General features: G+C 66.2%; 29 protein-coding genes and 2 pseudogenes. 14 read left to right on the forward strand and 17 right to left on the reverse strand.

Going from position 1 to position 26,348, the window contains the following annotated elements:
• Nucleotides 1–250: 250 nt before the first annotated feature.
• Entirely contained in the window at nucleotides 251–1,828 is a 1,578-nt protein-coding gene (locus ABIE57_RS14015) for a gamma-glutamyltransferase family protein (RefSeq protein WP_354539648.1), read from the forward strand.
• Nucleotides 1,829–1,853: 25 nt separating this feature from the next.
• On the opposite strand, the gene hspQ is transcribed toward ABIE57_RS14015, so the two are convergent.
• Complete coding sequence (hspQ, locus tag ABIE57_RS14020; RefSeq protein WP_354539649.1) at nucleotides 1,854–2,180, reverse strand: heat shock protein HspQ; 327 nt, start codon at nucleotides 2,178–2,180, stop codon at nucleotides 1,854–1,856.
• Nucleotides 2,181–2,370: 190 nt separating this feature from the next.
• Between hspQ and ABIE57_RS14025 the strand changes: the two genes are divergently transcribed.
• Nucleotides 2,371–2,973: a transglycosylase SLT domain-containing protein gene (locus tag ABIE57_RS14025; protein ID WP_354539650.1), complete on the forward strand. Its 603-nt coding sequence runs from the start codon at nucleotides 2,371–2,373 to the stop codon at nucleotides 2,971–2,973.
• Here ABIE57_RS14025 and ABIE57_RS14030 read toward each other — a convergent pair whose 3' ends face one another.
• On the reverse strand, nucleotides 2,974–3,576 hold the full coding sequence (locus ABIE57_RS14030; RefSeq protein ID WP_354539651.1) for a LolA family protein: 603 nt from the start codon (nucleotides 3,574–3,576) through the stop codon (nucleotides 2,974–2,976).
• Nucleotides 3,577–3,692: 116 nt separating this feature from the next.
• On the opposite strand from ABIE57_RS14030, the gene ABIE57_RS14035 reads away from it, so the two are divergent.
• Together ABIE57_RS14035 and ABIE57_RS14040 are read left to right on the forward strand one after the other, a co-directional pair.
• The gene (locus ABIE57_RS14035; RefSeq protein WP_354539652.1) at nucleotides 3,693–4,280 is read left to right on the forward strand and encodes an ImuA family protein; all 588 of its coding nucleotides are present in this window, start codon (nucleotides 3,693–3,695) and stop codon (nucleotides 4,278–4,280) included.
• 37 nt (nucleotides 4,281–4,317) lie between these two features.
• Entirely contained in the window at nucleotides 4,318–4,872 is a 555-nt protein-coding gene (locus ABIE57_RS14040; protein WP_354539653.1) for a YceI family protein, read from the forward strand.
• Nucleotides 4,873–4,917: 45 nt separating this feature from the next.
• Here the strand turns inward: ABIE57_RS14040 and ABIE57_RS14045 are convergent, their stop codons facing one another.
• From ABIE57_RS14045 to fabA, 4 genes are all read right to left on the reverse strand, one after another.
• Nucleotides 4,918–5,217 carry a hypothetical protein gene (locus ABIE57_RS14045; protein ID WP_354539654.1) on the reverse strand — a complete coding sequence of 100 codons (300 nt, stop codon included), beginning with the start codon at nucleotides 5,215–5,217 and terminating at the stop codon, nucleotides 4,918–4,920.
• Between the two features lie 67 nt (nucleotides 5,218–5,284).
• Nucleotides 5,285–6,076, reverse strand: a complete 792-nt coding sequence (locus ABIE57_RS14050) for an enoyl-ACP reductase FabI (RefSeq protein ID WP_354539655.1) — start codon at nucleotides 6,074–6,076, stop codon at nucleotides 5,285–5,287.
• A gap of 7 nt (nucleotides 6,077–6,083) precedes the next feature.
• Entirely contained in the window at nucleotides 6,084–7,313 is a 1,230-nt protein-coding gene (gene fabB / locus ABIE57_RS14055) for a beta-ketoacyl-ACP synthase I (protein WP_354539656.1), read from the reverse strand.
• A gap of 27 nt (nucleotides 7,314–7,340) precedes the next feature.
• The gene (gene fabA, locus ABIE57_RS14060) at nucleotides 7,341–7,850 is read right to left on the reverse strand and encodes a bifunctional 3-hydroxydecanoyl-ACP dehydratase/trans-2-decenoyl-ACP isomerase (RefSeq protein ID WP_354539657.1); all 510 of its coding nucleotides are present in this window, start codon (nucleotides 7,848–7,850) and stop codon (nucleotides 7,341–7,343) included.
• Nucleotides 7,851–8,029: 179 nt separating this feature from the next.
• On the opposite strand from fabA, the gene irrA reads away from it, so the two are divergent.
• Both irrA and ABIE57_RS14070 read left to right on the forward strand, forming a co-directional pair.
• Nucleotides 8,030–8,473, forward strand: coding sequence for an iron response transcriptional regulator IrrA (gene irrA, locus ABIE57_RS14065; RefSeq protein ID WP_354539658.1), 444 nt, complete (start codon nucleotides 8,030–8,032; stop codon nucleotides 8,471–8,473).
• Nucleotides 8,474–8,661: 188 nt separating this feature from the next.
• The gene (locus tag ABIE57_RS14070) at nucleotides 8,662–9,315 is read left to right on the forward strand and encodes a hypothetical protein (protein ID WP_354539659.1); all 654 of its coding nucleotides are present in this window, start codon (nucleotides 8,662–8,664) and stop codon (nucleotides 9,313–9,315) included.
• 55 nt (nucleotides 9,316–9,370) lie between these two features.
• Here ABIE57_RS14070 and ABIE57_RS14075 read toward each other — a convergent pair whose 3' ends face one another.
• The gene (locus ABIE57_RS14075; protein WP_354539660.1) at nucleotides 9,371–9,799 is read right to left on the reverse strand and encodes an FKBP-type peptidyl-prolyl cis-trans isomerase; all 429 of its coding nucleotides are present in this window, start codon (nucleotides 9,797–9,799) and stop codon (nucleotides 9,371–9,373) included.
• Between the two features lie 247 nt (nucleotides 9,800–10,046).
• Here ABIE57_RS14075 and ABIE57_RS14080 point away from each other — a divergent pair, with 247 nt between their 5' ends.
• The 6 genes from ABIE57_RS14080 to ABIE57_RS14105 all read left to right on the forward strand — a co-directional run bounded on the left by ABIE57_RS14080 (nucleotide 10,047) and on the right by ABIE57_RS14105 (nucleotide 15,769).
• Complete coding sequence (locus tag ABIE57_RS14080; protein ID WP_354539661.1) at nucleotides 10,047–10,733, forward strand: haloacid dehalogenase type II; 687 nt, start codon at nucleotides 10,047–10,049, stop codon at nucleotides 10,731–10,733.
• Nucleotides 10,733–11,566, forward strand: a complete 834-nt coding sequence (locus ABIE57_RS14085) for an alpha/beta fold hydrolase (RefSeq protein WP_354539683.1) — start codon at nucleotides 10,733–10,735, stop codon at nucleotides 11,564–11,566. The genes ABIE57_RS14080 and ABIE57_RS14085 overlap by 1 nt, the downstream gene beginning before the upstream one ends.
• A complete protein-coding gene (locus ABIE57_RS14090; RefSeq protein ID WP_354539662.1) occupies nucleotides 11,563–12,537 on the forward strand; it encodes a threonine ammonia-lyase in 975 nt (324 codons plus the stop codon). Before ABIE57_RS14085 ends, ABIE57_RS14090 begins: the two co-directional genes overlap by 4 nt.
• A gap of 3 nt (nucleotides 12,538–12,540) precedes the next feature.
• Nucleotides 12,541–13,341, forward strand: a complete 801-nt coding sequence (gene pcaD, locus ABIE57_RS14095; protein ID WP_354539663.1) for a 3-oxoadipate enol-lactonase — start codon at nucleotides 12,541–12,543, stop codon at nucleotides 13,339–13,341.
• 63 nt (nucleotides 13,342–13,404) lie between these two features.
• Entirely contained in the window at nucleotides 13,405–14,490 is a 1,086-nt protein-coding gene (locus ABIE57_RS14100) for a zinc-binding dehydrogenase (protein ID WP_354539664.1), read from the forward strand.
• A 49-nt stretch (nucleotides 14,491–14,539) separates the two neighbouring features.
• The gene (locus ABIE57_RS14105) at nucleotides 14,540–15,769 is read left to right on the forward strand and encodes a mandelate racemase/muconate lactonizing enzyme family protein (protein ID WP_354539665.1); all 1,230 of its coding nucleotides are present in this window, start codon (nucleotides 14,540–14,542) and stop codon (nucleotides 15,767–15,769) included.
• Between the two features lie 33 nt (nucleotides 15,770–15,802).
• Here the strand turns inward: ABIE57_RS14105 and scpA are convergent, their stop codons facing one another.
• A complete protein-coding gene (scpA, locus tag ABIE57_RS14110) occupies nucleotides 15,803–17,932 on the reverse strand; it encodes a methylmalonyl-CoA mutase (protein ID WP_354539666.1) in 2,130 nt (709 codons plus the stop codon).
• Nucleotides 17,904–18,836 (reverse strand): hypothetical protein, encoded by a 933-nt coding sequence (locus ABIE57_RS14115; RefSeq protein WP_354539667.1) that lies wholly within the window; start codon nucleotides 18,834–18,836, stop codon nucleotides 17,904–17,906. Before ABIE57_RS14115 ends, scpA begins: the two co-directional genes overlap by 29 nt.
• A 169-nt stretch (nucleotides 18,837–19,005) precedes the next feature.
• Here ABIE57_RS14115 and ABIE57_RS14120 point away from each other — a divergent pair, with 169 nt between their 5' ends.
• Nucleotides 19,006–19,455, forward strand: coding sequence for a DUF4174 domain-containing protein (locus ABIE57_RS14120; RefSeq protein WP_354539668.1), 450 nt, complete (start codon nucleotides 19,006–19,008; stop codon nucleotides 19,453–19,455).
• A gap of 11 nt (nucleotides 19,456–19,466) precedes the next feature.
• On the opposite strand, the gene ABIE57_RS14125 is transcribed toward ABIE57_RS14120, so the two are convergent.
• The 7 genes from ABIE57_RS14125 to ABIE57_RS14155 all read right to left on the reverse strand — a co-directional run bounded on the left by ABIE57_RS14125 (nucleotide 19,467) and on the right by ABIE57_RS14155 (nucleotide 25,521).
• Nucleotides 19,467–19,982 (reverse strand): hypothetical protein, encoded by a 516-nt coding sequence (locus tag ABIE57_RS14125; RefSeq protein ID WP_354539669.1) that lies wholly within the window; start codon nucleotides 19,980–19,982, stop codon nucleotides 19,467–19,469.
• Between the two features lie 4 nt (nucleotides 19,983–19,986).
• Complete coding sequence (locus ABIE57_RS14130) at nucleotides 19,987–22,032, reverse strand: acetyl-CoA carboxylase biotin carboxylase subunit (protein WP_354539670.1); 2,046 nt, start codon at nucleotides 22,030–22,032, stop codon at nucleotides 19,987–19,989.
• A 326-nt stretch (nucleotides 22,033–22,358) separates the two neighbouring features.
• Nucleotides 22,359–22,715, reverse strand: coding sequence for a hypothetical protein (locus ABIE57_RS14135; RefSeq protein ID WP_354539671.1), 357 nt, complete (start codon nucleotides 22,713–22,715; stop codon nucleotides 22,359–22,361).
• A gap of 87 nt (nucleotides 22,716–22,802) precedes the next feature.
• Entirely contained in the window at nucleotides 22,803–22,940 is a 138-nt protein-coding gene (locus tag ABIE57_RS14140; protein ID WP_354539672.1) for a hypothetical protein, read from the reverse strand.
• Between the two features lie 225 nt (nucleotides 22,941–23,165).
• Entirely contained in the window at nucleotides 23,166–23,561 is a 396-nt protein-coding gene (locus tag ABIE57_RS14145; protein ID WP_354539673.1) for a DUF6497 family protein, read from the reverse strand.
• On the reverse strand, nucleotides 23,558–23,890 hold the full coding sequence (locus tag ABIE57_RS14150; protein WP_354539674.1) for a hypothetical protein: 333 nt from the start codon (nucleotides 23,888–23,890) through the stop codon (nucleotides 23,558–23,560). The genes ABIE57_RS14145 and ABIE57_RS14150 overlap by 4 nt, the downstream gene beginning before the upstream one ends.
• A 98-nt stretch (nucleotides 23,891–23,988) precedes the next feature.
• Nucleotides 23,989–25,521: an acyl-CoA carboxylase subunit beta gene (locus ABIE57_RS14155; protein WP_354539675.1), complete on the reverse strand. Its 1,533-nt coding sequence runs from the start codon at nucleotides 25,519–25,521 to the stop codon at nucleotides 23,989–23,991.
• A gap of 256 nt (nucleotides 25,522–25,777) precedes the next feature.
• Between ABIE57_RS14155 and ABIE57_RS14160 the strand changes: the two are divergent.
• Nucleotides 25,778–25,939: pseudogene (locus ABIE57_RS14160) on the forward strand (IS5/IS1182 family transposase); the annotation flags it as partial.
• Nucleotides 25,940–25,969: 30 nt separating this feature from the next.
• Here the strand turns inward: ABIE57_RS14160 and ABIE57_RS14165 are convergent.
• Nucleotides 25,970–26,149, reverse strand: a pseudogene (locus tag ABIE57_RS14165) (IS3 family transposase); the annotation flags it as partial.
• Between the last annotated feature and the right edge of the window lie 199 nt (nucleotides 26,150–26,348).

Here is a 26,348-nt window from a genome sequence, read left to right on the forward strand (position 1 = left end):
CGCATCTTTCAACCCTCGCGTGTGCCCGTCCAGAAAAGACCATATTGGCACCGCAGAGCCGCCGCAGAGCACCGCCATAAGCGTGCCTGTAGCTGCATATGGCTTCCCTCGGCGTCGCGCGTCATTGCCCCCACCCAGTGCGCGGCGTCGAGGTCCTTCCCCCGGTCCGAAAACCTCTCCACACCGCATTGGCATTCCCCGAGCGCCGTCCTAACGTGCGCTCCGAAACGGGATTACGGGAGACGAGACCATGCGCGATTTTCACAGGCCGGGGCGATCGGGCACCTATGCGACGAACGGGATGTGCGCCACCTCGCACCCGCTCGCCGCGAAGACCGCCATCGACATTCTCGAACGGGGCGGCAATGCCATGGATGCGGCGATCGCGGGGGCCGTGCTGCTGGGCCTCTGCGAGCCACAGATGACGGGCATCGGCGGCGATTGCTTTGCGCTTTTCACCACGCCCGGTTCTGACACGATCCGCGCGCTCAACGGCTCGGGCCGCGCGCCCGCCGCCGCCTCCGCCGAAGCGCTGCGCGCGGCGGGGCACGCGACCGTGCCGCTCCACAGCGCCCACGCCGTCACCGTTCCGTGCGCGATAGACGCCTTTTGCAGGCTTGCCGCCGATCACGGGCGGCTTGGCCTCGACGCGCTGCTGGCCCCTGCGATCCGCTATGCCGAAGAGGGGGTGCCGGTCGCGCCGCGGGTGGCCTTCGACTGGCCGCGCGCGGGAGAGGCGCTGCAAGGCCACGGGCTCAGCCATTTCAGCCGGGGTGGCAAACCGATCGCCACGGGCGAGATTTTCCGCGCCCCCGGTCAGGCCGAGGTGCTGCGCCGCATTGCCAAAGACGGGCGCGCCGCCTTTTACGAGGGCGAGGTGGCCGAGGACATGCTTGCCGCGCTGGGCGCACTTGGCGGCGTGCATGAGGCCGCCGATTTCGCCGCCGCCGAGAGCGATTACACCGACCCGGTGAGCGGCGATTACAAGACCGCGACGCTGGTCGAGCATCCGCCCAACGGCCAGGGGGCGACGGCGATTCTGCTGCTGAACATCCTGGGGCATTTCGATCTGGCCGCCATGGATCCGCTCGGGGCTGAACGTCTCCATATCGAGGCCGAGGCCACCAAGCTTGCCTATGACGCGCGCAACCGCTTCATCGCCGACCCGGACCACATGACGCGGCTGGATCACATGCTCTCGCCCGAGACGGCGGCGCGCCTTGCCGCCCTCATCGACCCGAAACGCGCCATGGCGGCGGCGCAACCGCTCACCGAGGCGGTGCATCGCGACACGATCTATATCACCGTGGTGGACCGCGACCGCATGGCGGTGTCGTTCATCTATTCGATCTTCCACGGCTTCGGCTCGGGCATCGCGTCGGAAAAATTCGGCATCCTGCTGCAAAACCGCGGCGCGGGCTTCACGCTGGAGGCAGGCCACCCCAACGAGCTGGCAGGCGGCAAACGGCCCATGCACACGATCATTCCCGGCATGCTGGCGGAAAATGGCCGCGTGATCCTGCCCTTCGGTGTCATGGGCGGCTCCTACCAGTCCACGGGGCACGCGCGGCTTGTCTCGAACATCGTCGATTTCGGCATGGATGTGCAGACGGCCATCGACGCGCCGCGCGCCTTCGCCGATCCGGCGGGGCTCAAGCTCGAGCGCGGCTTTGCCCCCGAGGTGGCACAGGCCCTCGCTGATCTCGGCCATGAGGTGATCGTCCCGCCCGAACCGCTTGGCGGCGCACAGGCGATCCGCATCCACCAAAACGGGTTGCTCGAGGGTGGCAGCGACGCGCGCAAGGACGGCTGCGCGCTCGGCTACTGACCAGAGGGGCGGGGGAAACCCCGCCTCAGTTCAACTGGAAATGCAGCGGGTAATGCCCGTCCTCGAACGGACCGAAGAGATCGGGGATATCGGGGTGATCAACCGGCTCTCCTGAATAGTCGGCGACAAGGTTCTGTTCGCTGACATAGGCCACGTAATAGCTCTGCTCGTTCTCGGCCAGAAGGTGATAGAACGGCTGTTCACGCTCGGGGCGGCTCTCCTCGGGGATGGCGGCATACCATTCCTCGGTGTTGGAAAACTGCGGATCGACATCGAAGATCACCCCCCGAAAAGGGTGTTTCCGATGGCGCACCACCTGGCCCAGACCGTATTTTGCGTGTGTCTTGATCATTTGCATTGCCCTAGCACAGATATTTACCGCTGCAAGCCGGGTTTGTCCAATGCCGCTCGCAACACCGCCGGAAACAGTCTGTGAACGCGGGCGTGACAGCCCCGAAATAGCCGCCGGGACGGATTCGTGATTTCCCCCAAGCGACAAATCCGTTAGACTTTACCAAAACAAACGCGAAAGCGAGAGGCAGATGAGCAGGATTTTTCGCACCGTTCTGGTGCTTTTCGTGTTGTCCTCCTGTGGCGGCGGCTCGGGCTATGGCACCTCGCCGCGCGATCTTGACAATGCCTGTGCGATTCTGGACGAGCGGCCCGAATATGCCCGCGCCTTCCGCGCCTCCGAGCGCCGCTGGGGCGTGCCCGCGCATGTCCAGATGGCGACGATCTATCAGGAGAGCAAGTTCATCTCGGATGCGCGCACGCCCTATCGCTGGTCGCTCGGTGTGATCCCCACGGGGCGGATCAGTTCGGCCTATGGCTACAGTCAGGCGCTTGACGGCACATGGGAGGAATACCTTGCCGCCAGCGGGCGTTTCGGCGCGCAGCGCACGGATATCCACGACGCGGCGGATTTCATCGGCTGGTACATGGCCCAATCCACCGAACGGTTGGGAATTTCCCCCGACGATGCGCGCAGCCAGTATCTGGCCTATCACGAGGGGCGCAGCGGCTTTGCGCGCGGCAGCTACAATGCCAAGCCCTGGCTTGTGCGGGTCTCGGCCGAGGTGGACGCGCGCGCGCAACGCTACCGCGCGCAGCTTGGCACCTGCCGCGCGGGGCGCGGCCTCGTGTGATCAGCGGTCGATCCGCATCCGGTCCTTGCCGGGGATGACAAAGTTCTCGTCTGCAAGGCTCACATTCTTGGCCAGATCGCCAAGAATCACCGTGGTGCGCCCGCCATTGGCGTCGTTGATGATCCATTGCCGCAATTCGACCGGATCGGCGGTGAACACGAGGTCGATGCTGCCGTAATCCGGGTTGTCGGGGTCCTGCGCGCGCACTGTCGTGGTGGTGCCGTCGCTGACATGGCCGGTCACCATCTTCGCACGCCCCAGATTGACGTTGCGCTCCAGGATGATCTTGAGCGGCGTGCGGTGCAGCGGATAGCCCTGCCGCTCGTTCGAGCGCGGATCGACGATTCCGACCGTGTCGCCATCGGCCACCACCAGCGCCGACTCGGGCGGGTCATACTCGAACCGCACCCGACCGGGACGCTTGAGCAGGATGCGACCGGTGCTGACCGACCCATCCTCGTTCACCTGCGTGAACTGCCCCTGAGCGGTGCGCAGACCGTTGAGATAGGTCGAGATTTCCCCGAGCGAGAGCTTTTCCGCCGCCGCCGGGAGGGCCATCGCCGCCCACAGGACGGGAACCATCAGGTATCGCATATGTCTCATGCCGCTCAGATAAGCACCCCCGCGCCGGATTGCACGGGGGAAAGTGTGTGGAAATCATCGGCAGGGCAATCTTGCGCCACTTGAGAACATTTAGTGAACACTCTATGCTTGCCGCCATGAACGCCCCGCTTCTCGCCCGCGCGCCACGCGCCACGCTGCCGCTTGTCGGCGCAGTGCCGCTCACGCTCGGGCGGGTGCATGAGGGGTGCGGCCCCGCGCGCCATACGTTCGCGATGCTCATTGCGGGCGCGCTTGCCGGACCGGTGCTCTGGATTGCGCCGCGCTGGCTTTGCGACCGGCCCCATCCTGACGGCATCCGCCCCTTCGCGGGACCAGAGCGCTTTCTCTTCGCCGCCCCGGATCGGGCCACGGACCTGCTTTGGTGCATGGAGGAGGCGCTGCGCAGCGGCGCGGTGCCGCTTGTCGTGGCCGACCTGCCCGCGCCGCCCGGCCTCACCCCGGTGCGTCGCCTGCATCTGGCCGCCGGGGAAGGTGCGGCGCGCGCGCCTCATCCCCCCCTCGGCCTGTTGCTCACCCCCGGTGAGGGCGGCGCGCCGGGGGTCGAGAGCCGCTGGCACATGGCCCCCGACCACACGCCGCAGGCCGACCGCTGGCATCTCGCGCGCCGCCGCGACCGCAGCGCGCCCCCCGCCGACTGGCACCTCTCGGGCCGGCCCGGCGACTGGGCGCTCAAGCAAACGTGACATCCGTTTGCCCGCGCGGCGCGTATCCTGACATATGATGCGCTGCCTTGCCCTCGCCCTGTGCCTTCTGGCCCCGCCCGCCACCGCCGCGCCCGAGGCCTGGCGGCTTGATGTCGCGGCCTCTTCCGTCGGTTTCACCTATGATCTCGCCAGCGCGGACAATCGCGGCACCATGCCCGTGGCTGCCGCCGATATCCGCCTCGATCTGCGCGACATCACCGCAAGCACGGTCACGGTGACGCTCGACGCGCGCGGCGCACGGGCAGGATTCTTCCTCGCCACGCAGGCGATGCAGGGGCCGCAGGTGCTCGATACCGCGAACCACCCCGCGATCACCTTCCGCTCCACCGCGATAACCGGCACGCCCCGCGCCGCCCGGATCGAGGGGCTGCTGAGCGCCCGTGGCGTCACCCGCCCCGTCACCCTCACCGCCGCGCTCTACCGCACGCCGGACACCGATCCGGCCACGCTCGACAGCCTGACGGTGCTGCTGACCGGCGCGATCGACCGCCACGATTTCGGTGCGTCGGGCTTTGCCGATCTGGTTGGACCGATGATAGGGCTGAGAATCGTGGCAAGGGTCGAGCGGTAGGGACATCAACCGGGGTGTTGCGAGGATGAGTAGCGCGGCATGTCCTCAGCGCGACAGCACACCCGCAAGTTTGTCGGCATAGCCTTCCCTGCTGCCGCCCGTGTGCTCGCCGGTCCATCGGGCAATCACACCGCGCAGCTTGTCATTTTCGTCGATCATCCCGGCCACGGTCTCTGCGCCGCGCTGCATGGTGGCGTGGGCCTCGGGCCAGATTTGCGGCTCTTGCCAGATTGCCACGCCGACACAGGCCACCAGCATCAGGCGCACACTCCACGCCCAGCCCCGCGCCTTGCGCGCGCGGGCGGCATAAATCTCCTCTCGCGGAGTGCGGGGGGCGTGGATCATGGACATTGCGGCAGGCTATTGCCCGCACATGGCGGAAATGCGGCGCAATCCGGGCCGCGTTGCGGCGTCAGAGGTTTTCGGCCTGCGGCATCCCGAGGATGTGATACCCGCCATCAACATGGATCACCTCGCCGCTGGTGCGGGCCCCGGCATCCGAGGCCAGCCAGACGGCGGTGCCGCCGATGGCCTCGAGCGTCGCGTTGGCGCGCAGCGGCGCGTTCAACTCGGTGTGGCGAAAGGTCTTGCGCGCGCCGCCGATGGCCGCGCCCGCCAGCGTCTTCATCGGGCCGGGGCTGATCGCGTTGACGCGGATCCCGTCGGGACCAAGGTCATTGGCCAGATAGCGGGTCACCGATTCGAGCGCCGCCTTGGCCACGCCCATCACGTTGTAATTCGGCACCACCTTGTTCGATCCCTGATAGGTCAGCGTCAGAAGCGTGCCGCCCTCCGCCTTCATCATCGGATAGGCGCGGCGCGCCACCTCGATCAGGGAATAGGCCGATATATCCAGCGAATGTTTGAAATTTGCGCGGCTGGTGTTGAGGAACCGACCCGTCAGTTCGGACTTGTCCGAATAGGCGATGGCATGGACGACGAAATCGATCGTCGGCCAGCGCTGCGCCAGCGCGGCAAATCCTGCGTCGAGCGAGGCATCGTCGGTCACATCCGCATCGATCAGAAGATCCGAACCGAGGCTCTCGGCCAGCGGTGCCACGCGCTTGCCAAAGGCCTCGCCCTGATAGGTGAAGGCCAGATCGGCCCCCGCCGCGCGCATCGCGCGGGCAATGCCCCATGCGATCGAGCGGTCATTGGCCACGCCCATGATCAGCCCGCGCTTGCCCTGCATCGAGAGTGTCATTTGCGTTTCATCCCCGATATTTGCTCAGCAGCATCGAGCCGTTGGTGCCGCCGAACCCGAAACTGTTGGTCATCACCACATCAAGCCCCGCATTATCCACACGGGCAGTGGCAATCTCGGCCGGATCGAGCGCCGGATCGAGCGTTCCGACATTGATGGAGGGCGCGATGAAATCGTCCTGCAACATCAGAAGGCAATAAATCACCTCCTGCGCGCCGGTGGCCCCCTGACTATGACCCGCCATAGACTTGGTGGAACTGATCGGCGGGGTGGTGCCACGCCCGAAGATGCGCCGCACCGCCTCCACCTCGCCCACGTCGCCGACGGGCGTCGAGGTGCCATGCGCATTGATATAGCTGACCTTTCGCCCCTCCGGCAGGGTCTCGAGTGCAAGGCGCATCGCCCGCTCGCCGCCCTCGCCCGAAGGTGCCACCATGTCCGCCCCGTCCGAGGTGGCACCGTAACCCGTCACCTCGGCATAGATCTTCGCGCCCCGCGCCTTCGCGCGCTCCAGCTCTTCCAGCACGACGATCCCGCCACCGGCCGAGATCACGAACCCGTCGCGCCCCGCGTCAAACGCGCGGCTCGCGGTCTCGGGCGTGTCGTTGTATTTCGACGACATCGCGCCCATGGCGTCAAAGAGGCACGACAGCGACCAGTCCAGTTCCTCGCCGCCGCCCGCGAACATCACGTCCTGCTTGCCGAACATGATCTGCTCGGCGGCGTGGCCGATGCAATGCAGCGAGGTGGTGCAGGCCGAGGTGATCGAATAGTTCAGTCCCTTGATCTTGTAGGCGGTGGCCAGATTGGCCGAGATCGTGGAACACATCGTCTTGGGCACGGCAAAGGGCCCGATCCGCTTGGTCGATCCGGTCTGCAAGGCCGTCTGATGCGCCGCCAGCATCGCGCTGGTCGACGGCCCGCCCGAGCCGGCCACCACGCCCGTGCGCGGGTTGACCACGTCGCTCTCCTCAAGGCCCGCATCGGCGATGGCCTGACCCATGGCGATATGGGCATAGGCAGCCCCCCCGCCCATGAAGCGCAGCGCGCGCTTGTCCACATGCTCGGCGATATCGAGGTCGATCATCCCCGAAACACGGCTGCGAAACCCGTGCTCGGCCATGTCCTCGTTGAACCGGATCCCGGATTTGCCCGCCTTGAGCGAGGCCAGAACCTCAGCGGCATTATTGCCGATGCTGGACACGATCCCCAGCCCGGTCACCACGACTCGACGCATCGCCCCCTCCTTCATTGCCATGGTGGCTCAGTTCTCGCTGAGCGCCACCTTCATGTCCTTGACCTGATAGATCACTTCGCCATCGGCTTCGACGCGGCCATCGGCCACGCCCATGGTCAGACGCCTTGTCTGCACCGCCTTTGTGAAATCCACGTGATATGTCAGCATCGTGCGGTCCGGGCGCACCATGCCGGTCAGCTTGACCTCGCCCACGCCCAGCGCATAGCCCCGCCCCTGCCAGCCGCGCCAGCCAAGGTTGAAGCCGGTGAGCTGCCACAGCCCATCAAGGCCCAGACAGCCCGGCATGATCGGATTGCCGGGAAAATGACACCCAAAGAACCAAAGGTCAGGGCGGATGTCGAACTCGGCCACCACGTGCCCCTTGCCATGCGCGCCACCATCGCCGGAAATTTCGGTGATCCGGTCCATCATCAGCATCGGCGGTTCGGGCAGTTGCGCGTTGCCCGGCCCGAAAAGCTCTCCGCGCGCGCATTTCAACAGGGCATCGCGGTCGAAACTGCTCGGATATTCGGCCATTCGGGCGACCCTTTCATGGTCAAGGTCAGAGGGCTAATATTTCAAACCCTGTAACACCGGGCAATTCCCCGTTGCAACCCTGCGCCGCATCTGCGCGCATCTTTCGCGACAGAGGTTTTTGTTTGAAATCCGGTGCCCTGCCGCCTTAATATGCAGTCAATGAGACGGAAGGATCTGTCATGACCGTGCACAGCGCATCGCGTTCCACCAAGATCGCATCTGAGATCGCCTCGGACTGGCTCGGCTCGGTCGGGCTGCGGCCCACCCGGCAGCGCGTGGCGCTGGCGCGGCTTCTGGTGGGCGACGGACAACACCGCCATGTCACCGCAGAGAGCCTTTTCGCCCGCGCCCGCGCGTCCGGCGAAAGCGTGTCGCTCGCCACGGTCTACAACACGCTCAAGGCGTTCTGCCACGCGGGTCTCTTGCAGGAGATCACGGTCGACGGCACCAAGAGCCATTTCGACACCAACACCCACGACCACCCGCATTTCTACTGGGAAGACGAGAACCGGCTGACCGACGCGCCCGCGGAGGATCTGGAGATCGCCCGCCTGCCCCGCGCCCCCGAAGGCGCCGAAATCGCCAGCGTCGACGTTGTCATCCGCCTGCGCCGCAAGCGCTGAGAGAGCGGCTCCGCCGATCGCCCCGGCCTGACAGCGCGGCGCGTGGGTCCTATCCCGAAAAATATTGTCGTTACTTATCATAGCTTTGTCTTGAAATCCTTGAACCCGGGGAATTTTCGCCGGGGCCGGTGCGTTGTCAGGCCAGCGATCACGCCACGACACTCCCGCGCAGCGAAAAGGACCCGATCATGACAACCCAGCGTTTCTCACCCCCGCATCTCACACGGCGTTTCGTCCTGACCACCGCCGCCGCAGGCGCGGTCACGGCCCTTGCCGGCTGCGTCCCCGACATGCCGGTGTCGCTCTCGCCAAGCAGCGCGGCCAATCTCGAATTCGGCCTCTGGGCCGGGGTGCCGGGCGCGCGCTTCGGACAAGCCGTCAACCGCGCTGTCGGCCCCCGCCGCATCCGCGGGCCGCGTCAATGGACGCACCCGATCACCGGCAAGCGCCTGACCATCTATGTCCGCACGAAATGGGAGCGCACAGGCACCAAGACCAGCTATTACACCCTGCGCGCCGACGGCACGGCACTTGCGCGCGTTTTGGACAAACGCCCCGGCAAGCCCGACAGATATTTCACCGATGACGCCTTCATGCCCGTCGGCCCGTGGCGCAGCGGCATGACGAAAAGCTACCACATGACCGAGCATTCCCGCGGCAAGGCACGGCGCTACACGGTCTCGATCCAGGTGACCCGGTCCTCCTTTACCCACAAGGGGCACCCCGGTTCGATGGAATATATCTGGACCCAAAGGGAAGCCTCGGGGACCAAGACGGCGCAACTGCGCTATGTCTACAGTCCCGGCCTCGGTCTCGTGGATGTCAAGAACCTGATGAAATGACAGGCGCGCACCCCGCCCGTGAGAGGGCGACCCCCCCTCGGGCGGGGCGCGGCGCTCAGCCGATTTCGACCAGTTCGATGGCGAAGGTCAGGTCGCGCCCCGCCAGCGGGTGATTGGCATCAAGCACCACCTGTTCGTCGGTCACCTCGACCACCGTCACCGGCATCACCTGCCCCTGCGGCGTCTGCACCTGCAACTGCGTGCCCAGATCAAGCGGGATCTCGGCGGGAATATCGGCGCGCGGCACCGCCTGACGCGCGCTCGGATCGGCCTGACCATAGGCATCTTCGGCGGGCACCTCCACGATCTTTTTCTCGCCCACGCTCATGCCCGGAATGGCGGCGTCGAGGCCGGGGATGATCTGCCCCGAGCCGACAGTGAATTCCAGCGGATCACGCCCTTGGGAGGAATCGAAGGTCTCCCCGTCCGAGAGCGTGCCGGTGTAGTGAATACGGACGGTATCGCCCGCTTTGACCTGCGTCATGTGCTATCCAATGCTTTGAGGGGGGTGGGTTTGCAAGGCCGCGCGTCGCTGCACGGGTGCTTGTGTGATATCCCAGCCTACCCGAGCCGAGACGGATTCGCAAACCCCTCGCCGCCGCTGTCAAAAGCCCGACACAAGCAGGTCAATCGCCGCGACACTGTCTTTGGGCGCGCCACGGCGTCCACCCCCTTCCCCCTCCCCCGCATCCGTGCCAGTCTCCGCGCGAAACGCGACAAGGGGATACGCCATGCCGATCACCACCTGCATCTTCGACGCCTACGGCACGCTCTTCGACGTGGCCGCCGCCGCGCGCAATGCCGCGACCGAGCCGGGGCGTGAGGGCTTCGCCCGCCACTGGCCTGCCATCGCCGAGAAATGGCGCCTCAAGCAGCTTCAATACACCTGGCTGCGCGCGGTGATGGGCGCGCATATCGGCTTTTGGCAGGTGACGCAGGACGGGCTTGACTGGGCGCTCGAATCGGAAGGGTTGCAGGACGATACCGAGTTGCGCGCGCGGCTTTTGCAACTCTACTGGGAGCTTGCGGCCTTCCCCGAGGTGCCCGCCATGCTCGCCGCGCTCAAGGGTGCGGGCAAACAGACCGCGATCCTCTCGAACGGTGCCCCCGACATGCTTGACGGAGCGGTGCGCTCGGCGGGGATCGGCGACCTTCTGGACGATGTGCTCTCGGTCGAGAGCATCGGCATCTACAAGCCCGCCCGCGTGGTCTATGACCTTGTCGGCCAGCGTTTCGGCTGCGCGCCCGACGAGGTGCTTTTCGTCTCGTCAAACGGCTGGGACGCCTGCGCCGCCGCCGGTTACGGGTTTCAGACCGCCTGGGTCAACCGCGCGGGCGACCCGGTGGACCGCCTGCCCGCCACCCCCGACCGGCAGCTTGCGGACCTCAGCGGCATCCCGGCGCTGGCGGACGCATGATGGCACGCTTTACCACCTCCGATGGCCTCTCGCTGCATTTCGAGGATGAGGGCACCGGCGCGCCCGTCCTCTGCCTTGCGGGCCTCACCCGCAACAGCGCCGATTTCCAGTTCCTGCTGCCGCATCTCGGCGAACACCGCGTGATCCGGCTCGATTATCGCGGGCGCGGGCAGTCGGACCACGCGCCCGATTTCATGACCTACAACATCCTGACCGAGGCCCGCGACGCGGTGGAATTGCTCGACCATCTGGGTTTGAGCCGCGTCACCCTCATCGGCACCTCGCGCGGCGGGCTGATCGCGATGGCGCTGGCCTATCTGACGCCTGATCGGCTCTCGGGCGTCGTGCTCAACGACATCGGCCCCGAAGTGGCCGCCGAGGGGCTGGAGCGGATCATGGATTACGTGGGCCGCGCGCCCGACCTGCCCGATCTCGACACCTGCGCCGCCGCGCTGGCCCATGTCCACGCCACCGGCTTTCCCGGCGTGCCGCTTTCCCGCTGGCGCGCGCAGGCCGAGGCGATGTTTGCCGAAACCCCCGGCGGCGGGCTGGCGCTGCGCTACGATCCCCGACTGCGCGACGCGCTCATCGGTCAGGCAGGCGCGGGTGAGGCCCCGGACCTGTGGCAGATGTTCGACGCGCTGCGCAACCTGCCGCTCGCCGCCATTCGCGGCGCCAATTCCGACCTGCTCTCGCTCGATACGCTGGCGAAGATGCAGGCCCGCCACCCCGGCCTCATCATAGCCGCCGTGCCCGACCGGGGCCATGTCCCCTTTCTCGACGAGCCTCAGGCGCTTGCCGCGATCCACGCCCTTCTGGAGAGCAGCACATGACCGACATCATCCTCATACGCGCCGCCGCCGCCCGCCTTCAGGGCCACGCGCGCCGCACGCCGCTCTTGTCGTCGCCCTTCCTCGACGAGATCGCCGGGCGGCGCGTCTTCGTCAAACCCGAATGCCTGCAACATACCGGCAGCTTCAAGTATCGCGGCGGGCGCTCTGCGGTGTCGGCGCTTGACCCCGACACCCGCGCGCGCGGCGTCATCGCCTTTTCCAGCGGCAATCACGCGCAGGGCGTGGCGCTCGCGGCGCAGCAATTCGGTGTGCCTTGCGTCATCATCATGCCCGCCGACGCGCCCCGCCTCAAGATCGACAACACCCGCGCCCTGGGGGCCGAGGTGGTGCTGTATGACCGCGCGCATGAGGACCGCGACACCATCGGCGCGGCGCTCTCGTCCGAGCGGGGCCTCACGCTCATCAAGCCCTTTGACGATCGCCAGGTCATCGCCGGACAAGGCACGGTGGGGCTGGAAATCGCCGAGGATGCCCACGCCCTCGGGATCGAGACCGCCGATGTGCTGGTCTGCTGCGGCGGCGGCGGGCTCACCTCGGGCATTGCCCTCGCGCTCGAGGCCGATGCACCGGGCCTGCGCGCGCGCCCCGTGGAACCGGAGGGCTTCGACGATACCGCCCGCTCGTTGGCCAGCGGGCGGATCGAGCGCAACACGCGGCTTTCGGGCAGCCTTTGCGACGCGATCATCACCCCGCAGCCCGGCGCGATCACCTTCCCGATCATGGCCCGCCTCTGCGGCCCCGGCCTTGTCGTGACCGAGGACGAGGCGATGCGCGCCATGGCCCACGCCTTCCAGCGGCTCAAGCTGGTGGCCGAACCGGGCGGCGCGGTGGCGCTCGCCGCCGCCCTCTTTCACGGCGACCGGATCGAGGGGGATACGGTGATCTGCACCATCTCGGGCGGCAATGTCGATGCCACCATCTTTCGGGATGCCCTCGCCACACTGGACTGACCCATGCCCCTTGCCGCCTTCGACGACGTGACGCTGCATTATCTCGACGAGGGCACGCCTGACGGCCCGCCCCTCGTGCTCGCCCATGCCCTCGGCACCGGCACGCTCCTCTGGGACAACATCCTGCCGCTGCTGCCATCGGGCCTGCGCGTGATCCGCTATGACGCGCGCGGGCACGGGGCCTCCTCGACGCCGCCTGCGCCCTACACGATGGGCGCGCTCGTCCGCGACGCCGAGCGGCTTCTCGATCACCTGCGCGTGCGCGATGCCCTGTTCGTGGGCCTCTCCATCGGCGGCATGGTGGCGCAGGGGCTGGCGGTGAAACGCCCCGATCTCATCCGCGCGCTGGTGCTGTCGAATACCGGGGCCAAGATCGCCACACCCGAAATCTGGGCCGAGCGCATCGCCACCGCCCGCCGCCCCGGCGGCATGGCAGAGCTTGCCCGCGCCTCCTGCGACCGCTGGTTCCCGCGCGCCTTTGTCAGCGTCGGCCACCACCTGCCGTGGTTCGAGCATCTGTGCAAACACGACCCCGAGGGCTATGCCGGTTGCGCTGCCGCCATCGCAGGCACCGATTTCTACACAACCACCTCGGGGCTGCGCCTGCCCACGCTCGGCATTGCCGGGGCCGAGGACGGCTCCACCCCGCCCGACCTTGTGCGCGAGACCGTCGATCTTGTCCCCGGCTCGCAATTCCGCCTGCTGCGCGGCACCGGCCATGTGCCGCCCATCGACGCGGCCCCTGCCTATGCCGCCTGCCTCGGGGAATTTATCGCCGCCACGGGACATATCCGTCAGCCGTGACGCAAACGGGCTTGCGGACACGGGCGAATCCCGTTCTGCTGTGAAAAAATCACGGAGAAATTCATGAGACCCATCAAGGCCGCCGTCTGCCACAGCTTCGGCGCTCCGCTCACCATAGAGGACGTATCCCTGCGCGCGCCAGAGGCGGGCGAGGTCGAGGTCACGCTCGACGCGGTGGCGATCTGCCATTCGGACATCACCTATGCCGAGGGCGGCTGGGGCGGCTCGCTCCCGGCCGTCTATGGTCACGAGGCGGCGGGGCGCGTGCGCGAGATTGGCGCCGGCGTCACCGGTATGGCCGTCGGCGATCCGGTCGTGGTCACGCTCATTCGCGCCTGCGGGCACTGCAGCCCTTGCGCGGGCGGGCGGCCCACCGGCTGCGAGACGCCCTATGACGGCGATCACGGGCCCCTCACCATGCCGGATGGCGGCAAGCTGCATCAGGCGATGGCCTGCGGGGCCTTCGCCGAAGCCGTCACCGTCCATCACAGCCAGGTCGTGAAACTCCCCGCGGGGATCGACATGGCCGCCGCCTCGCTTCTGGCCTGCGGAGTGATCACCGGCGTGGGGGCCGTGGTCAACGCCGCCCATCTGCGCGCAGGCGAGGACGTGGTCGTGATCGGCGCGGGCGGCGTCGGCCTCAACGCCATTCAGGGCGCGCGCATCGCGGGCGCGCGCCGCATCGTCGCCGTGGACATGAGCGACGAGAAACTCGCCGTCGCGCGTGAATTCGGGGCCACCGACGGGGTGCTTGCGACCGGCGAGATGCCCTGGCGTGCAGCCAAGGCCGCCATGGGGCGCGGCGCGGACGCGGTCTTTGTCACCGTGGGCGCGGCGCGCGCCTATGACGAGGCGCCGCGCTACCTTGCCGGGGGCGGAAGGATGATCATGGTCGGGATGCCTCATACCGGCGCGACAAGCCGCTACGAGGCCGGGAATTTCGCCGCCGCCGGTCAGGCGATGATCGGCTCCAAGATGGGCGAGACGGTGATCCGCCGTGATATTCCGTGGATGGTCGATCTCTACGAACAGGGCCGGCTCAAGCTCGACGAGCTGATCTCGGGCCGCTGGTCGCTCGAACAGATCAACGAGGCCATCGCCGACACCAAATCCGGGGCCGCGCGGCGCAACGTCATCGTCTTTGACTGAACGACCGCGCGCGCACCATGGCGCCGCGCCCAGAGACACCGGAGGCCTCATGAAACTCGCCGATCTCGACATCATCGTGACCGCCCCGCCCGCGCCGGGCTGGGGCGGGCGCTACTGGATCCTGGTGAAACTCACCACCGATACCGGCCTGACCGGCTGGGGCGAATGTTATGCCTCCTCGGTGGGTCCCGACGCCATGCGCGCCGTGATCGAGGATGTATTTTCGCGCCACATGGCGGGCGAAAACCCTGAAAACATCGAACTCATGTTCCGCCGCGCCTATTCCTCGGGGTTTACGCAGCGCCCCGACCTGACGGTGATGGGGGCGTTTTCCGGGCTGGAAATCGCCTGCTGGGACATCCTGGGAAAGGCGCGCGGACGGCCGGTCTGGGCGCTTCTCGGGGGTCGCATGAGCGAGCGCATCCGCGCCTATACCTATCTCTACCCCCTGCCCCATCACGATCTTACCGCCTTCTGGACCTCTCCCGACATGGCCGCCGAAAGCGCGATCGACTGCGTCAGCCGCGGATATACCGCGATAAAATTCGACCCCGCCGGTCCCTACACGCTGCGCGGCGGGCATATGCCTGCGATGTCGGACATATCGCTTTCGGTGGACTTCTGCCGCGCCATCCGCGCCGCCGTCGGCACCCGCGCCGACCTCTTGTTCGGCACCCACGGTCAGTTCACCCCCGCCGGGGCCATCCGTCTCGGGCAGGCGCTGGAGCCCTTCTCGCCGCTCTGGTTCGAGGAACCTGTGCCCCCTGAGTCCATTGAGGAAATGGCCCGCGTCGCCCGCGCCGTGCGCATCCCCGTTGCCACCGGCGAGCGGCTGACCACCAAGGCCGAATTCGCCGCCGTGCTGCGCGCCGGGGCCGCCGAGATCCTGCAACCGGCACTTGGCCGCTCAGGCGGGATATGGGAAACGAAGAAAATCGCCGCCATCGCCGAGGCGCATGGCGCGCAAATGGCCCCCCATCTCTATGCCGGGCCGGTCGAATGGGCCGCCAATGTGGCCCTTGCGGTGTCGATCCCCAACATCCTGATGGCCGAGACCATCGAGACGCCCTTTCACGACGCGCTCATCAAGGGCGGTATCCGGGTCGAAAACGGCTTCATCCTCCCGCCCGAGGCCCCGGGTCTCGGCATCGAGGTGGACGAGGCGCTGGCGCGCGCCCACCCTTATACCGGCGACGGCCTGCACTTGCAGATGCAGGAGGCCCCCTGCGACTATGTCAATGGCAACAGCTTCGCCGGGGGCGCGCCGCTCAAGACCTAGGCCTGGCGGGGGCCTGCCCCCGCCGCCTGCCGCCTACTTGCGGGTCGCCCGGATCAGCGCGAGGATATCGCGCGCCGCCTCCGGGATATTCGTGCCGGGGCCGAAGATCGCCTTGACCCCCGCCTTTTTCAGGAAATCGTAATCCTGCTGCGGGATCACCCCGCCACAGATCACGAGGATATCGCCCGCGTCGCGCTCGGCCAGCGCCGCGATGAGCTTGGGTGCCAGGGTCTTGTGCCCCGCCGCCTGCGACGAGATGCCCACCACATGCACATCGTTGTCGATGGCGTCCTGCGCCGCCTCTTCGGGCGTCTGGAAGAGCGGACCCACATCGACGTCAAAGCCGATATCGGCAAAGGCCGTGGCGATGACCTTGGCGCCCCGGTCATGCCCGTCCTGCCCCATCTTGACGACCAGCATCCGGGGCCGCCGCCCCTCTTCCTCGGCGAATGTCTCGACGTCCTGCTGGATCGCGGCAAAGCCTGCATCGCCCTCGTAGGCCGCGCCATAGACGCCCGCGAGCGTGCGCACCTCGGCGCGGTGGCGTCCGAATTCCTTTTCCAATGCCATGCTGATCTCTCCCACAGTGGCGCGGGCGCGGGCGGCCTCGACCGCCGCGTCCAGAAGATTGCCGCCCTCGCGCGCGCGGCGCGTCAATTCGTCCAATGTCGCCTGACAGGCAGCCTCGTCGCGGCTGGCGCGGATGCGCTCCAGCCGGGCGATCTGGCTCCCGCGCACCTTGACGTTGTCGACATCAAGAATGTCGATCGGGTCCTCTTTATCCTTGCGATACTTGTTGACGCCGACGATCACCTCTGCGCCCCGGTCGATCATCGCCTGCCGCGTCGCCGCCGTCTCCTCGATGCGCAGCTTGGGCATTCCGCTCTCGACCGCCTTGGTCATGCCGCCCATCTCCTCGACCTCGCAGATCAGTTCCCAGGCCTTTTCGGCCAGGTCATGGGTGAGCTTTTCGACGTAGTAAGAGCCTGCCAGCGGATCGACCACTTTCGTCACGCCGGTTTCCTCCTGCAATATCAACTGCGTATTGCGCGCGATGCGGGCCGAGAACTCGGTCGGCAGGGCAATCGCCTCGTCAAGCGCATTGGTATGAAGGCTTTGCGTGCCGCCCAGAACCGCGCTCATCGCCTCATAGGCGGTGCGGATCACGTTGTTATAGGGGTCCTGTTCCTGAAGGCTGACACCGCTGGTCTGGCAATGGGTGCGCAGCATCTTGGATTTCTCATCCTTCGCGCCAAACTCGGTCATGATCCGGTGCCACAAGAGCCGCGCGGCGCGCAGCTTCGCCGCCTCCATGAAGAAATTCATCCCGATGGCGAAGAAGAACGACAGGCGCGGCGCGAAGCTGTCCACATCCATGCCCGCCGCGATGGCCGCGCGCACATATTCGCGCCCGTCGGCCAGCGTATAGGCCAGTTCCTGCACAAGGTTCGCGCCCGCCTCCTGCATGTGATAGCCGGAAATCGAGATCGAGTTGAATTTCGGCATGTGCAGGGCCGTGTAGCCGATGATGTCCGACACGATCCGCATCGAGGGCGCAGGCGGATAGATATAGGTGTTGCGGACCATGAATTCCTTGAGAATATCGTTCTGGATGGTCCCCGAGAGCAGCGCGCGATCATGCCCCTGCTCCTCTCCCGCGACGATGAAGCTGGCCAGAACCGGGATCACCGCACCGTTCATGGTCATGGAAACCGACACCTTGTCGAGCGGGATGCCGTCGAAGAGGATTTTCATGTCTTCAACGCTGTCAATCGCCACGCCCGCCTTGCCGACATCGCCCTCGACACGCGGGTGATCGCTGTCATAGCCGCGATGGGTGGCCAGATCGAAGGCGACCGAAACGCCCTGCTGCCCGGCGGCCAGATTGCGGCGGTAAAAGGCGTTCGATTCCTCGGCCGTGGAAAACCCCGCATATTGCCGGATCGTCCAGGGGCGGCCCGCATACATCGTCGCCTTGACCCCCCGGGTAAAGGGCGCGGCCCCCGGCAGTGTGCCCATATGCGGCAGGTCCGCCACGTCCTCTTCGGTATAAAGCGGGCGCACGGGGATGCCCTCGAGCGTGTGCCAGGTGAGATCGTCGGGCGAACGGCCCTTCATCTCCTTGGTGGCCAGATCACGCCAGATGTCGTGTTTCGAAGTCATGGTCTTGTCCTCTTTTCATCTGGGCGGCCGGCGGATGTGTCCCCGCCTGATCCGGCCCGGTTTCCTCGGCCAGTCGTGCCAATCCGTCCGCCCCGGCGGCGAGCCAGAACAGATCGTCGGCATATGAGTCGCGCAGCGCCGCGCGCTGTGCAGTGTCAAACGGCTGCCAGCGCCCCTCGCCCTCGGGCAAGAGGCCCGCATCGCCGCCGCGCAGCGCCACCGCGCGGCGCAGCGCCGCAAGATCGGGCGCGCGCCCCAGCCAGATCCGCGCCCCGCGACGCGGCACCTTTACCCCGGTCATGCTGGCCAGGCGCGTCTCGGGGCGGGAGGCGAAATGCTCATGCGGAAGGATCACCAGATCGACCCCCGGCAGCGCGCAGGCGATGTCCGTGATCACCGCGCGCCAGGGACGCCCGCCCGTCACCATCCGGTCGAGATCGCCGGGCAGGGGCAACCGATGCCCGCGCGCAACACCGTATGCCAGAACCGAGGACCACCACGCATCCGGCTCGCGGATCGAGAGCACCGCGCGCGTGATCCGCCCGTCGAAGGCATGGGCAAAGCGCGCCACCCGCTCGCCCACATCCGGGTAGAGCCGTGCCGCGCGCAGACAGCGCCGCGGCGCGCCGATCATGTTCTCGTCGCTGACCGCAAGGCGCGTGATCCCCGCCGCGCGCACCGCCTCGAGCCGCAGCGCGATGCGCCCGCGCGCCCGCGTCAGTTGGGCCATGGTGGCGTGCCCGCCCGCCTGCGGGATCACGCCCGAAAGCACGCCGGCGCGCGTGACATCAGGTCCCCAGACGCCGATACCCTGCGCCGCGAGTGCGCCCGCATTGGCGCGCGCATAGTGCTGAAAACTCGTGGTGGCGGTCCGATGCGCCCCCAGATGCAGGATGATCTCCATGACCGCGCGTGCCCCTTGCCCTGCCGCGCCCCCATGGCGCATGGCCTCACATGCCAGCCTGCCGCAAACCCGTGAGCGCGGGATTAACCGCAAGGAATTTTGTCGCCCCGCCCATTCAGGCTTCGCTTTCGCGCCCGGCCCGCCTATATCTGAGCCAGCAGGAGAGTCCATGAAACACGTCTTCGCCTTTGTTTTGCTTGCCTTTACCGCCTCTGTCGCCTCTGCGGGAGAGACCGGCGAAAGCACCGCCAAGCCGTTCATCTTCCCGGCGGAAGATGTCAATTTGAACGATTTTCTCTGGCTCAAACGCCCGCTCGTCGTCTTTGCCGATACCCCCGCCGATCCGCGCTTCATCGAACAGATGGGATATCTGACCGAGCGTTCTGCCGTGCTTGACGAGCGTGATGTCGTCGTGATCACCGACACCGATCCCTCGGCACGCTCGGACATCCGCACGACATTGCGCCCGCGCGGCTTTGGCCTTGTGCTCATCGGCAAGGACGGGGTGATCCACCTGCGCAAGCCCACGCCATGGCAGGTGCGCGAGATCACCCGCACCATCGACAAGCTGCCGGTGCGCCAGCAGGAATTGCGCGAAGGGCGACCGGGGCGCAGCTGATCCGGCATCGCTCAGCCCTCTCCCTGAACCAGCAGGAGCCAGCCCGCATCGGGCACCATGAGCATGAGCGACCGCGTGTCCGCGTCCCAGCCAACCACCGTGCCGGGGCGGTCAAGCGCCGCGCGGAACCGCCCCTCGACATCCGCGTCCATGCAGGCACGCGCCTCGAGTGCCGCGCGCCGCATCGCCATGCCGGTGGCGCGGTCGTGATTGGTGATCGCCAAGAGCGCGGCATCGCCGCCCTGCCCCGCAAGCACCAGCGCCGCCACGCCCCGCGCCTCGAGCGCGCGGCGCATCGCGGGCGCGCTTTCAGTCAGTGGCAACGCCGCCTTCACGGCCCGCGTCACCACCGCATAGACCCCCACGGCACAGTCCCGCCGTGCCGCGAACGAAAGCGTCTGACCCAGCGACACCCAAGCCGCCAGCCGCCCGCGCTGCGCCGCCTCGCTGTCGCGCGCACAGGCCACGAGCGCCGCCAGACACAGCACCGCGCCCACGGGGCGGATATGGCGGCGCAGGGCGGTCATCCCCTCACTCGAATTCCATGATCACATCGTCCACCGCCAGGCTGTCACCCGGTCCGGCGTTGATCTTGGCCACCACGCCACGGCGTTCGGCGCGCAGGATGTTTTCCATCTTCATCGCCTCCACGGTGCAGAGCGCCTGCCCCTCCTGAACCTCCTGCCCTTCCTCGACCATGACCTTCACGATCAGACCCGGCATCGGGCAGAGCAGCATCTTTGATGTATCAGCGCCAAGTTTCTCGGGCATTAACGCCGCCAGTTCCGCCTGACGCGGCGTGCGCACATGCACCTTGAGGTCGGCCCCCCGGCTGCGGATGCGGAAGCCGCCCGAAATCTTGCCGGTCTTGAGCACGAGCGGCGTGCCGTCCACGTCGAGCCGCGCCAGCTGATCGCCGGGCGTCCAGTCGCTCGTGACCCGCAGCGCGGCCCCGTCGGCAAAGTGGACCGTCGCGCCCTCACGGTCGGCGGCGATGGTGACCGCGTGGCTTTGCCCCTGAAGGGCCACCACCCAATCCTCGCCCACATGCCGCTCGTGATTGTCCATCCGCCCCGAAACGCGCGTGCGCCGGATTTCCGCCACCCGGTGCATGGCGGCAGAGGCGGCGGCGATGCGGCGCAACATGTCGCCCGGCAGGATCACGCCTTCGAAGCCCTCGGGATATTCCTCGGCGATGAAGGCGGTGGTGATGTCGCCCGCCACGAATTTGGGGTGATCCATCACCGCGCTCAGGAAGGGCAGGTTATGGCCGATGCCCTCCACCTCGAAGCTGTCGAGCGCCACGCGCATCCCCTCGATGGCCGAGGCCCGGTCCGGCCCCCAGGTGCAGAGCTTCGCGATCATCGGGTCGTAATACATCGAGATCTCGCCACCCTCGTAGACGCCGGTATCGTTGCGCACGGCCCGGTCGCCCGCGGGCGCGTCGCCCTGCCATTTGCCGGTATCGAGGAGCGGCCCGGCGGCCACCTCTGCGGGCGGGCGATACCGGGTGAGACGGCCAATCGAGGGCAGGAAGCCGCGATAGGGATCTTCGGCATAGAGGCGGCTTTCCATCGCCCAGCCGGTCAGGGTCACATCGTCCTGGGTAAAGGACAGTTTCTCGCCCGCCGCCACCCGGATCATCTGTTCCACCAGATCGACCCCGGTGATCAGTTCGGTCACGGGATGCTCCACCTGAAGGCGGGTATTCATCTCGAGGAAATAGAAGTTGCGCGCGCCATCGACGATGAATTCCACCGTGCCCGCGCTGGCATAGCCGACCGCATGGGCCAGCGCCACGGCCTGCTCGCCCATGGCGCGCCGGGTGGCCTCGTCCAGAAACGGGCTCGGCGCCTCTTCGATCACCTTCTGGTTGCGACGTTGGATCGAGCACTCGCGTTCGCCGAGATAGACACCGTTGCCATGCGAATCGCACAGCACCTGTATCTCGATATGGCGCGGCTGCGTCACGAATTTCTCGATGAAGATGCGGTCATCGCCGAAACTCGAGGCCGCCTCGTTCTTCGAGCTTTGAAACCCTTCGCGCGCCTCCTCGTCGTTCCAGGCGATTCGCATCCCCTTGCCGCCGCCGCCCGCGCTGGCCTTGATCATCACCGGATAGCCGATCTGGTTGGAGATCGTCACGGCCTCCTCGGCATCAGCGATCAGGCCCATATAGCCCGGCACCGTGCTGACGCCTGCACCCTGGGCAATCTTCTTCGAGGTGATCTTGTCGCCCATGGCCTCGATCGCGCCCACCGGCGGGCCGACAAAGGCCACGCCTTCGGCCTCCAATGCCTTGGCAAAGCGCGGATTTTCCGACAGGAACCCATAGCCGGGATGCACCGCCCCGGCCCCGGTCTGACGGATCGCCGCCATCACCTTGTCGATCACGATATAGCTTTCGGAGGCGGGCGACGGACCGATGTGAACCGCCTCATCCGCCATCTGCACATGGAGCGCATGACGGTCGGCGTCCGAATGGATCGCCACCGTAGCGATGCCCATCTTGCGGGCGGTCTTGATCACGCGGCAGGCGATCTCGCCCCGGTTGGCGATCAGGATTTTCTTGAACATTGCGGCGGTTCCTCTGCTTGCTTTCGGACACCCCGGACCAGGGGCCGGATCGGGACTGAACTACGCGTGGCGCAGGGGCAAACGCCCCGGCAAAACACGGCTGTGAACGGAAAAACGGGCGGCCTGCAAAACGCCGCAGGGCCGCCCGAGAGGGGAAGGGTAACGGCACGGGCCGCTGGGGAACAGGCCACCGTTACACGCCTCATGGTTGCACGGCGACCGTCGCGCACCAAGCCCGATATCGCGCAAACCGCGCCGTCGGCGAAGCCCCGCGCATCGGCCGGTGCCATGCGCGAAATCGCGCCGATCGGGTGCCGCACCGCCCATCATCGCGCCGCTCCGTCGAACACATCCGGAAACGACGCCCGCGCCACGTCAAGATCAAGCACCAGAAGCGCCTCATAGCTTTCGGGGTCGAACGGCTCTTCTGCGGGCTTGACCTCGCGCCCGAACAGCCAGCTCAGGCGCCCTGCATCCAGATTGCCGCGCTCGAACGGCTGATCACCGAAACAGAGCCAGAGCGCGCGCACGAACTCCGTGTCGGCGCGGCGATCTATGGGCTTGCGGTCCCGATAACGCTCGCGCGCAACCAGCGGCGTAATGCCTTTGGGATTGCCACGGCGAATGGTGAATTGATAATCCGTTCCCGGCAAACGCCCGGGAAAACCGCGATGCTTCAGCATGATGCGCCCCCCGGATGGCAGGGGCGATGTGCGGTGGATTGCGGCGAAGCGGGCGCTGCCGCCCGCTTCGCGCCAGCCTCGAAAGGCTTACTTGTATTTGCCGGTCGAAACCGGTTCGGTCGTGATCGGCTCGACCACAACGAATTCTTCTTCGGCCGGCTGCGCGCAAGCTGCGACAACTGCGATGAAGCCAAGGGCGAGGACGCTCTTGAGGGTCTTGGACATGTAAAACTCCTGTCTCTCGTTTCTGCGGTGAACGGCGTGCGCCGGCACATGGCCTTAGCCCGCCTTGTTGGCGAGGTAAAGGTCGCTTTCTTGCAACCTGATCTCACGCTAGCGGAAATCGAGCGATTTGAACATATTGAAAGCACGATCGCGCGCGATTGTGTCCGCAAAGCCGCACTCTCCGGCTTCCCCTGCGTCAGCGTCCCCATTGATTGCGCGTGCATGTCAGAACATCTCCCATATGCAGGCCCCGCCCTCGGGTCGAAAGGCCTCGAAAACTTGCGTCACCTCGGGATCATAGACCCCGAATACCGACTCGCGGTCGGCCAGCGAAATCACCACCTGCCTCGGCTGCGGCCCGATAATGGATATTCGCGGCAGGGCGTGGCTCTCGCAAAGCCATGTCAGATCGTCGCCGATTACCGCCAATTGTCCGGCCCCCCCGTCAAACGCCCCGGCCACATAGCGGAACCGGTAGATCAGCCCGCCGCCTTCGGGGCGATCGGTCAGCACCTCATGAAACCGCGCCTCAAGCCCCGAGGGCAGCCGCAGCGCCTCCTCCTGCGCTGCGGCTGCAAGGCCAAGCACGAGAGCAGGCACGATCACGGCCCGCCTCATCATGCCCGACCTGTCCATCGCGCCCGATGACGCGGATCGTCCAGAAGCCATGTGACGCGCGCCTGCGCGCCGGGCGGCACACGGCCCACCACCGCGCCCCCCGCCACCATATGCAGCCCTTCGGCCACGCGCCGCACGCGCACCACGGGCGCGAACCCCCGCACGTGCCGCAGCATCCGCCACAGATCCTGCCGCACCAGATGCGCCAGCCTGCGCCGCCCGACCGCGTCCGGCAAGACCGTCTCGGCCGCCAGATCGAAGCGCACGGGCAAGCGCCGCGCCAGCGTCAGCGCCCCCCCCTCCTCGATCACATGCCAGCGGTCGCGGCCCATGGTCTTGCAGCCTCCGGTTTCATCGTTCCTGAAATACTCCGGGGGGTCGCCCGCAAGGGCGACGGGGGCAGCGCCCCCTTTCCCCTTTCCCCTCTCCCTCAGAGCGGAATATTGTCGTGCTTTTTCCAAGGGTTGCTCAACTTCTTGTTGCGCAAGCTGGCGAAGGCCCGGCTGACCCGCATCCGCGTCGAGCGCGGCTGGATCACCTCGTCGATAAAGCCCCGCTCGGCAGCAACGAAGGGGTTGGCGAAACGGTCCTCGTAGCTTGCGGTATGCGCGGCGATCCGGTCCGCATCGCCCAGATCGGCGCGATAGATGATCTCGGTCGCCCCCTTTGCCCCCATCACCGCGATTTCCGCGGTTGGCCAGGCATAGTTGAAATCGCCGCGCAGATGCTTGGACGCCATCACGTCATAAGCCCCGCCATAGGCCTTGCGGGTGATCACCGTGACCTTGGGCACCGTCGCCTCGCCATAGGCAAAGAGCAGTTTCGCACCATGCTTGATGACGCCGCCGAATTCCTGCCCCGTGCCGGGCAGGAAACCGGGCACGTCGACAAAGGTCAGGATCGGGATTTCGAAACAGTCACAAAAGCGGACGAAGCGCGCGGCCTTGCGGCTGCTGTCGATGTCGAGACACCCCGCCAGCACCATCGGCTGATTGGCCACGACACCCACGGTCTGCCCCTCGAGGCGAATGAAGCCGGTGATGATGTTCTTCGCGAAATCTTCCTGAATTTCGTAGAAATCGCCCTCGTCGGCGACCTTGAGGATCAATTCCTTCATGTCGTAGGGCGTGTTGGCATTGTCGGGGATGAGGGTATCAAGGCTCGGCTCGACCCGCCCCGGTTGATCGAAGAAGGGACGCACGGGCGGCTTCTCGCGATTGCTCAGGGGCAGGAAATCCACCAGTCGCCGCACCTCGGCCAGTGCCTCGACATCGTTCTCGAAGGCGCCGTCGGCCACGCTCGACTTGCGGGTGTGGGTCGAGGCACCGCCCAGTTCCTCGGCGCTCACCACCTCGTTGGTCACGGTCTTGACCACATCGGGGCCGGTCACGAACATGTAGGAGGTGTCGCGCACCATGAAGATGAAATCGGTCATCGCCGGCGAATAGACAGCACCGCCCGCGCATGGCCCCATGACAAGGCTGATCTGCGGCACCACGCCGCTCGCCATGATGTTGCGCTGGAACACCTCGGCATAGCCCGCAAGACTTGCCACGCCTTCCTGGATACGCGCGCCGCCCGAATCGTTGATGCCGATCACGGGTGCGCCGTTCTGCATCGCCATGTCCATGATCTTGCAGATCTTCTCGGCGTGCGTTTCCGACAGGGAACCGCCGAAGACGGTGAAATCCTGGCTGAACACATAGACCATGCGCCCGTTGATCGTGCCCCAGCCGGTCACCACCCCGTCGCCATAGGGGCGGTTCTTCTCCATGCCGAAATCGGTGCAGCGATGCGCCTTGAACATGTCGAATTCTTCAAAACTGCCCTCGTCGAGCAACAGCTCGATGCGCTCGCGCGCCGTGAGTTTGCCGCGCTCGTGCTGCGCCTCGATGCGCCCCTGCCCGCCACCAAGCCGGGCTTCGGCACGGCGGCTTTCGAGTTCCTGAAGAATGTCTTTCATGGCTCTCCCCTTCTCTCTGCCGCGCACATTAGGACGCCGGGCCCGCGAAACCAAACGGAATTCGGCAAATTTGCAAAGTAATGAAAAGTTTTATCTGAATATCTGAAATACTGCAAACCCCGACATGCGATCCGCGCCGCTTGTCGGATGTCGGACACAGGAAATAATGTCCATTAGCAGGCTGCTGAAATAGTCCTGCCTCGACAACGATTTGAGAACATGATTCACCCTTTGCACGATAATGTCGGGGGTGAAGATGCGCGGGATGGACGAGACGAGCGGGTCACTGTTCAGCTATGTCGATCTTGAGCAGCGCATCCCGGAGCGACACCCGCTACGCGAGATCAGGCAGGTGGTCAATGACGCGCTTGCCAGCCTCGATGCCGAGTTCGAGGCGCTTTACACGGATTTCGGCCGCTGGCCTGCTGCCGGTTTGGTGGACAGCAGGTTAAGCTAGCATAGCGCGGGCCTCGAACTCCATGGGGCTGATGTAGCCCAGTTTCGAATGCCGTCTGCGCGGGTTGTAGAAGCGCTCGATGTAGTCGAACACGTCTGCGCGGGCTTCGTCGCGGGTCCGATAGACCTTGCGGTTGGTCCGTTCGGTTTTCAGCGACGAAAAGAAGCTCTTGTGTGGTTGCCGCCCGTGATGCAAGAAGTTTCAGTCCCATGTTGCGCGTGATCGAGTGCGGTCTTGTGTCAGGCCTCAAGTGTTGCGGCCATTCCAAAGACCGCGGGCGAGAGTGTCCGATCTTCTGTGTAACTGCGCTTTGGTCCATGCTTCTTGAGAGGAGTGAGGACGATGACGATATCCAAGGAATTACTGGACG

Source organism: Roseovarius sp. MBR-6, from assembly GCF_040547525.1.
In the GTDB taxonomy this organism is placed as follows: Bacteria; Pseudomonadota; Alphaproteobacteria; order Rhodobacterales; family Rhodobacteraceae; genus Roseovarius.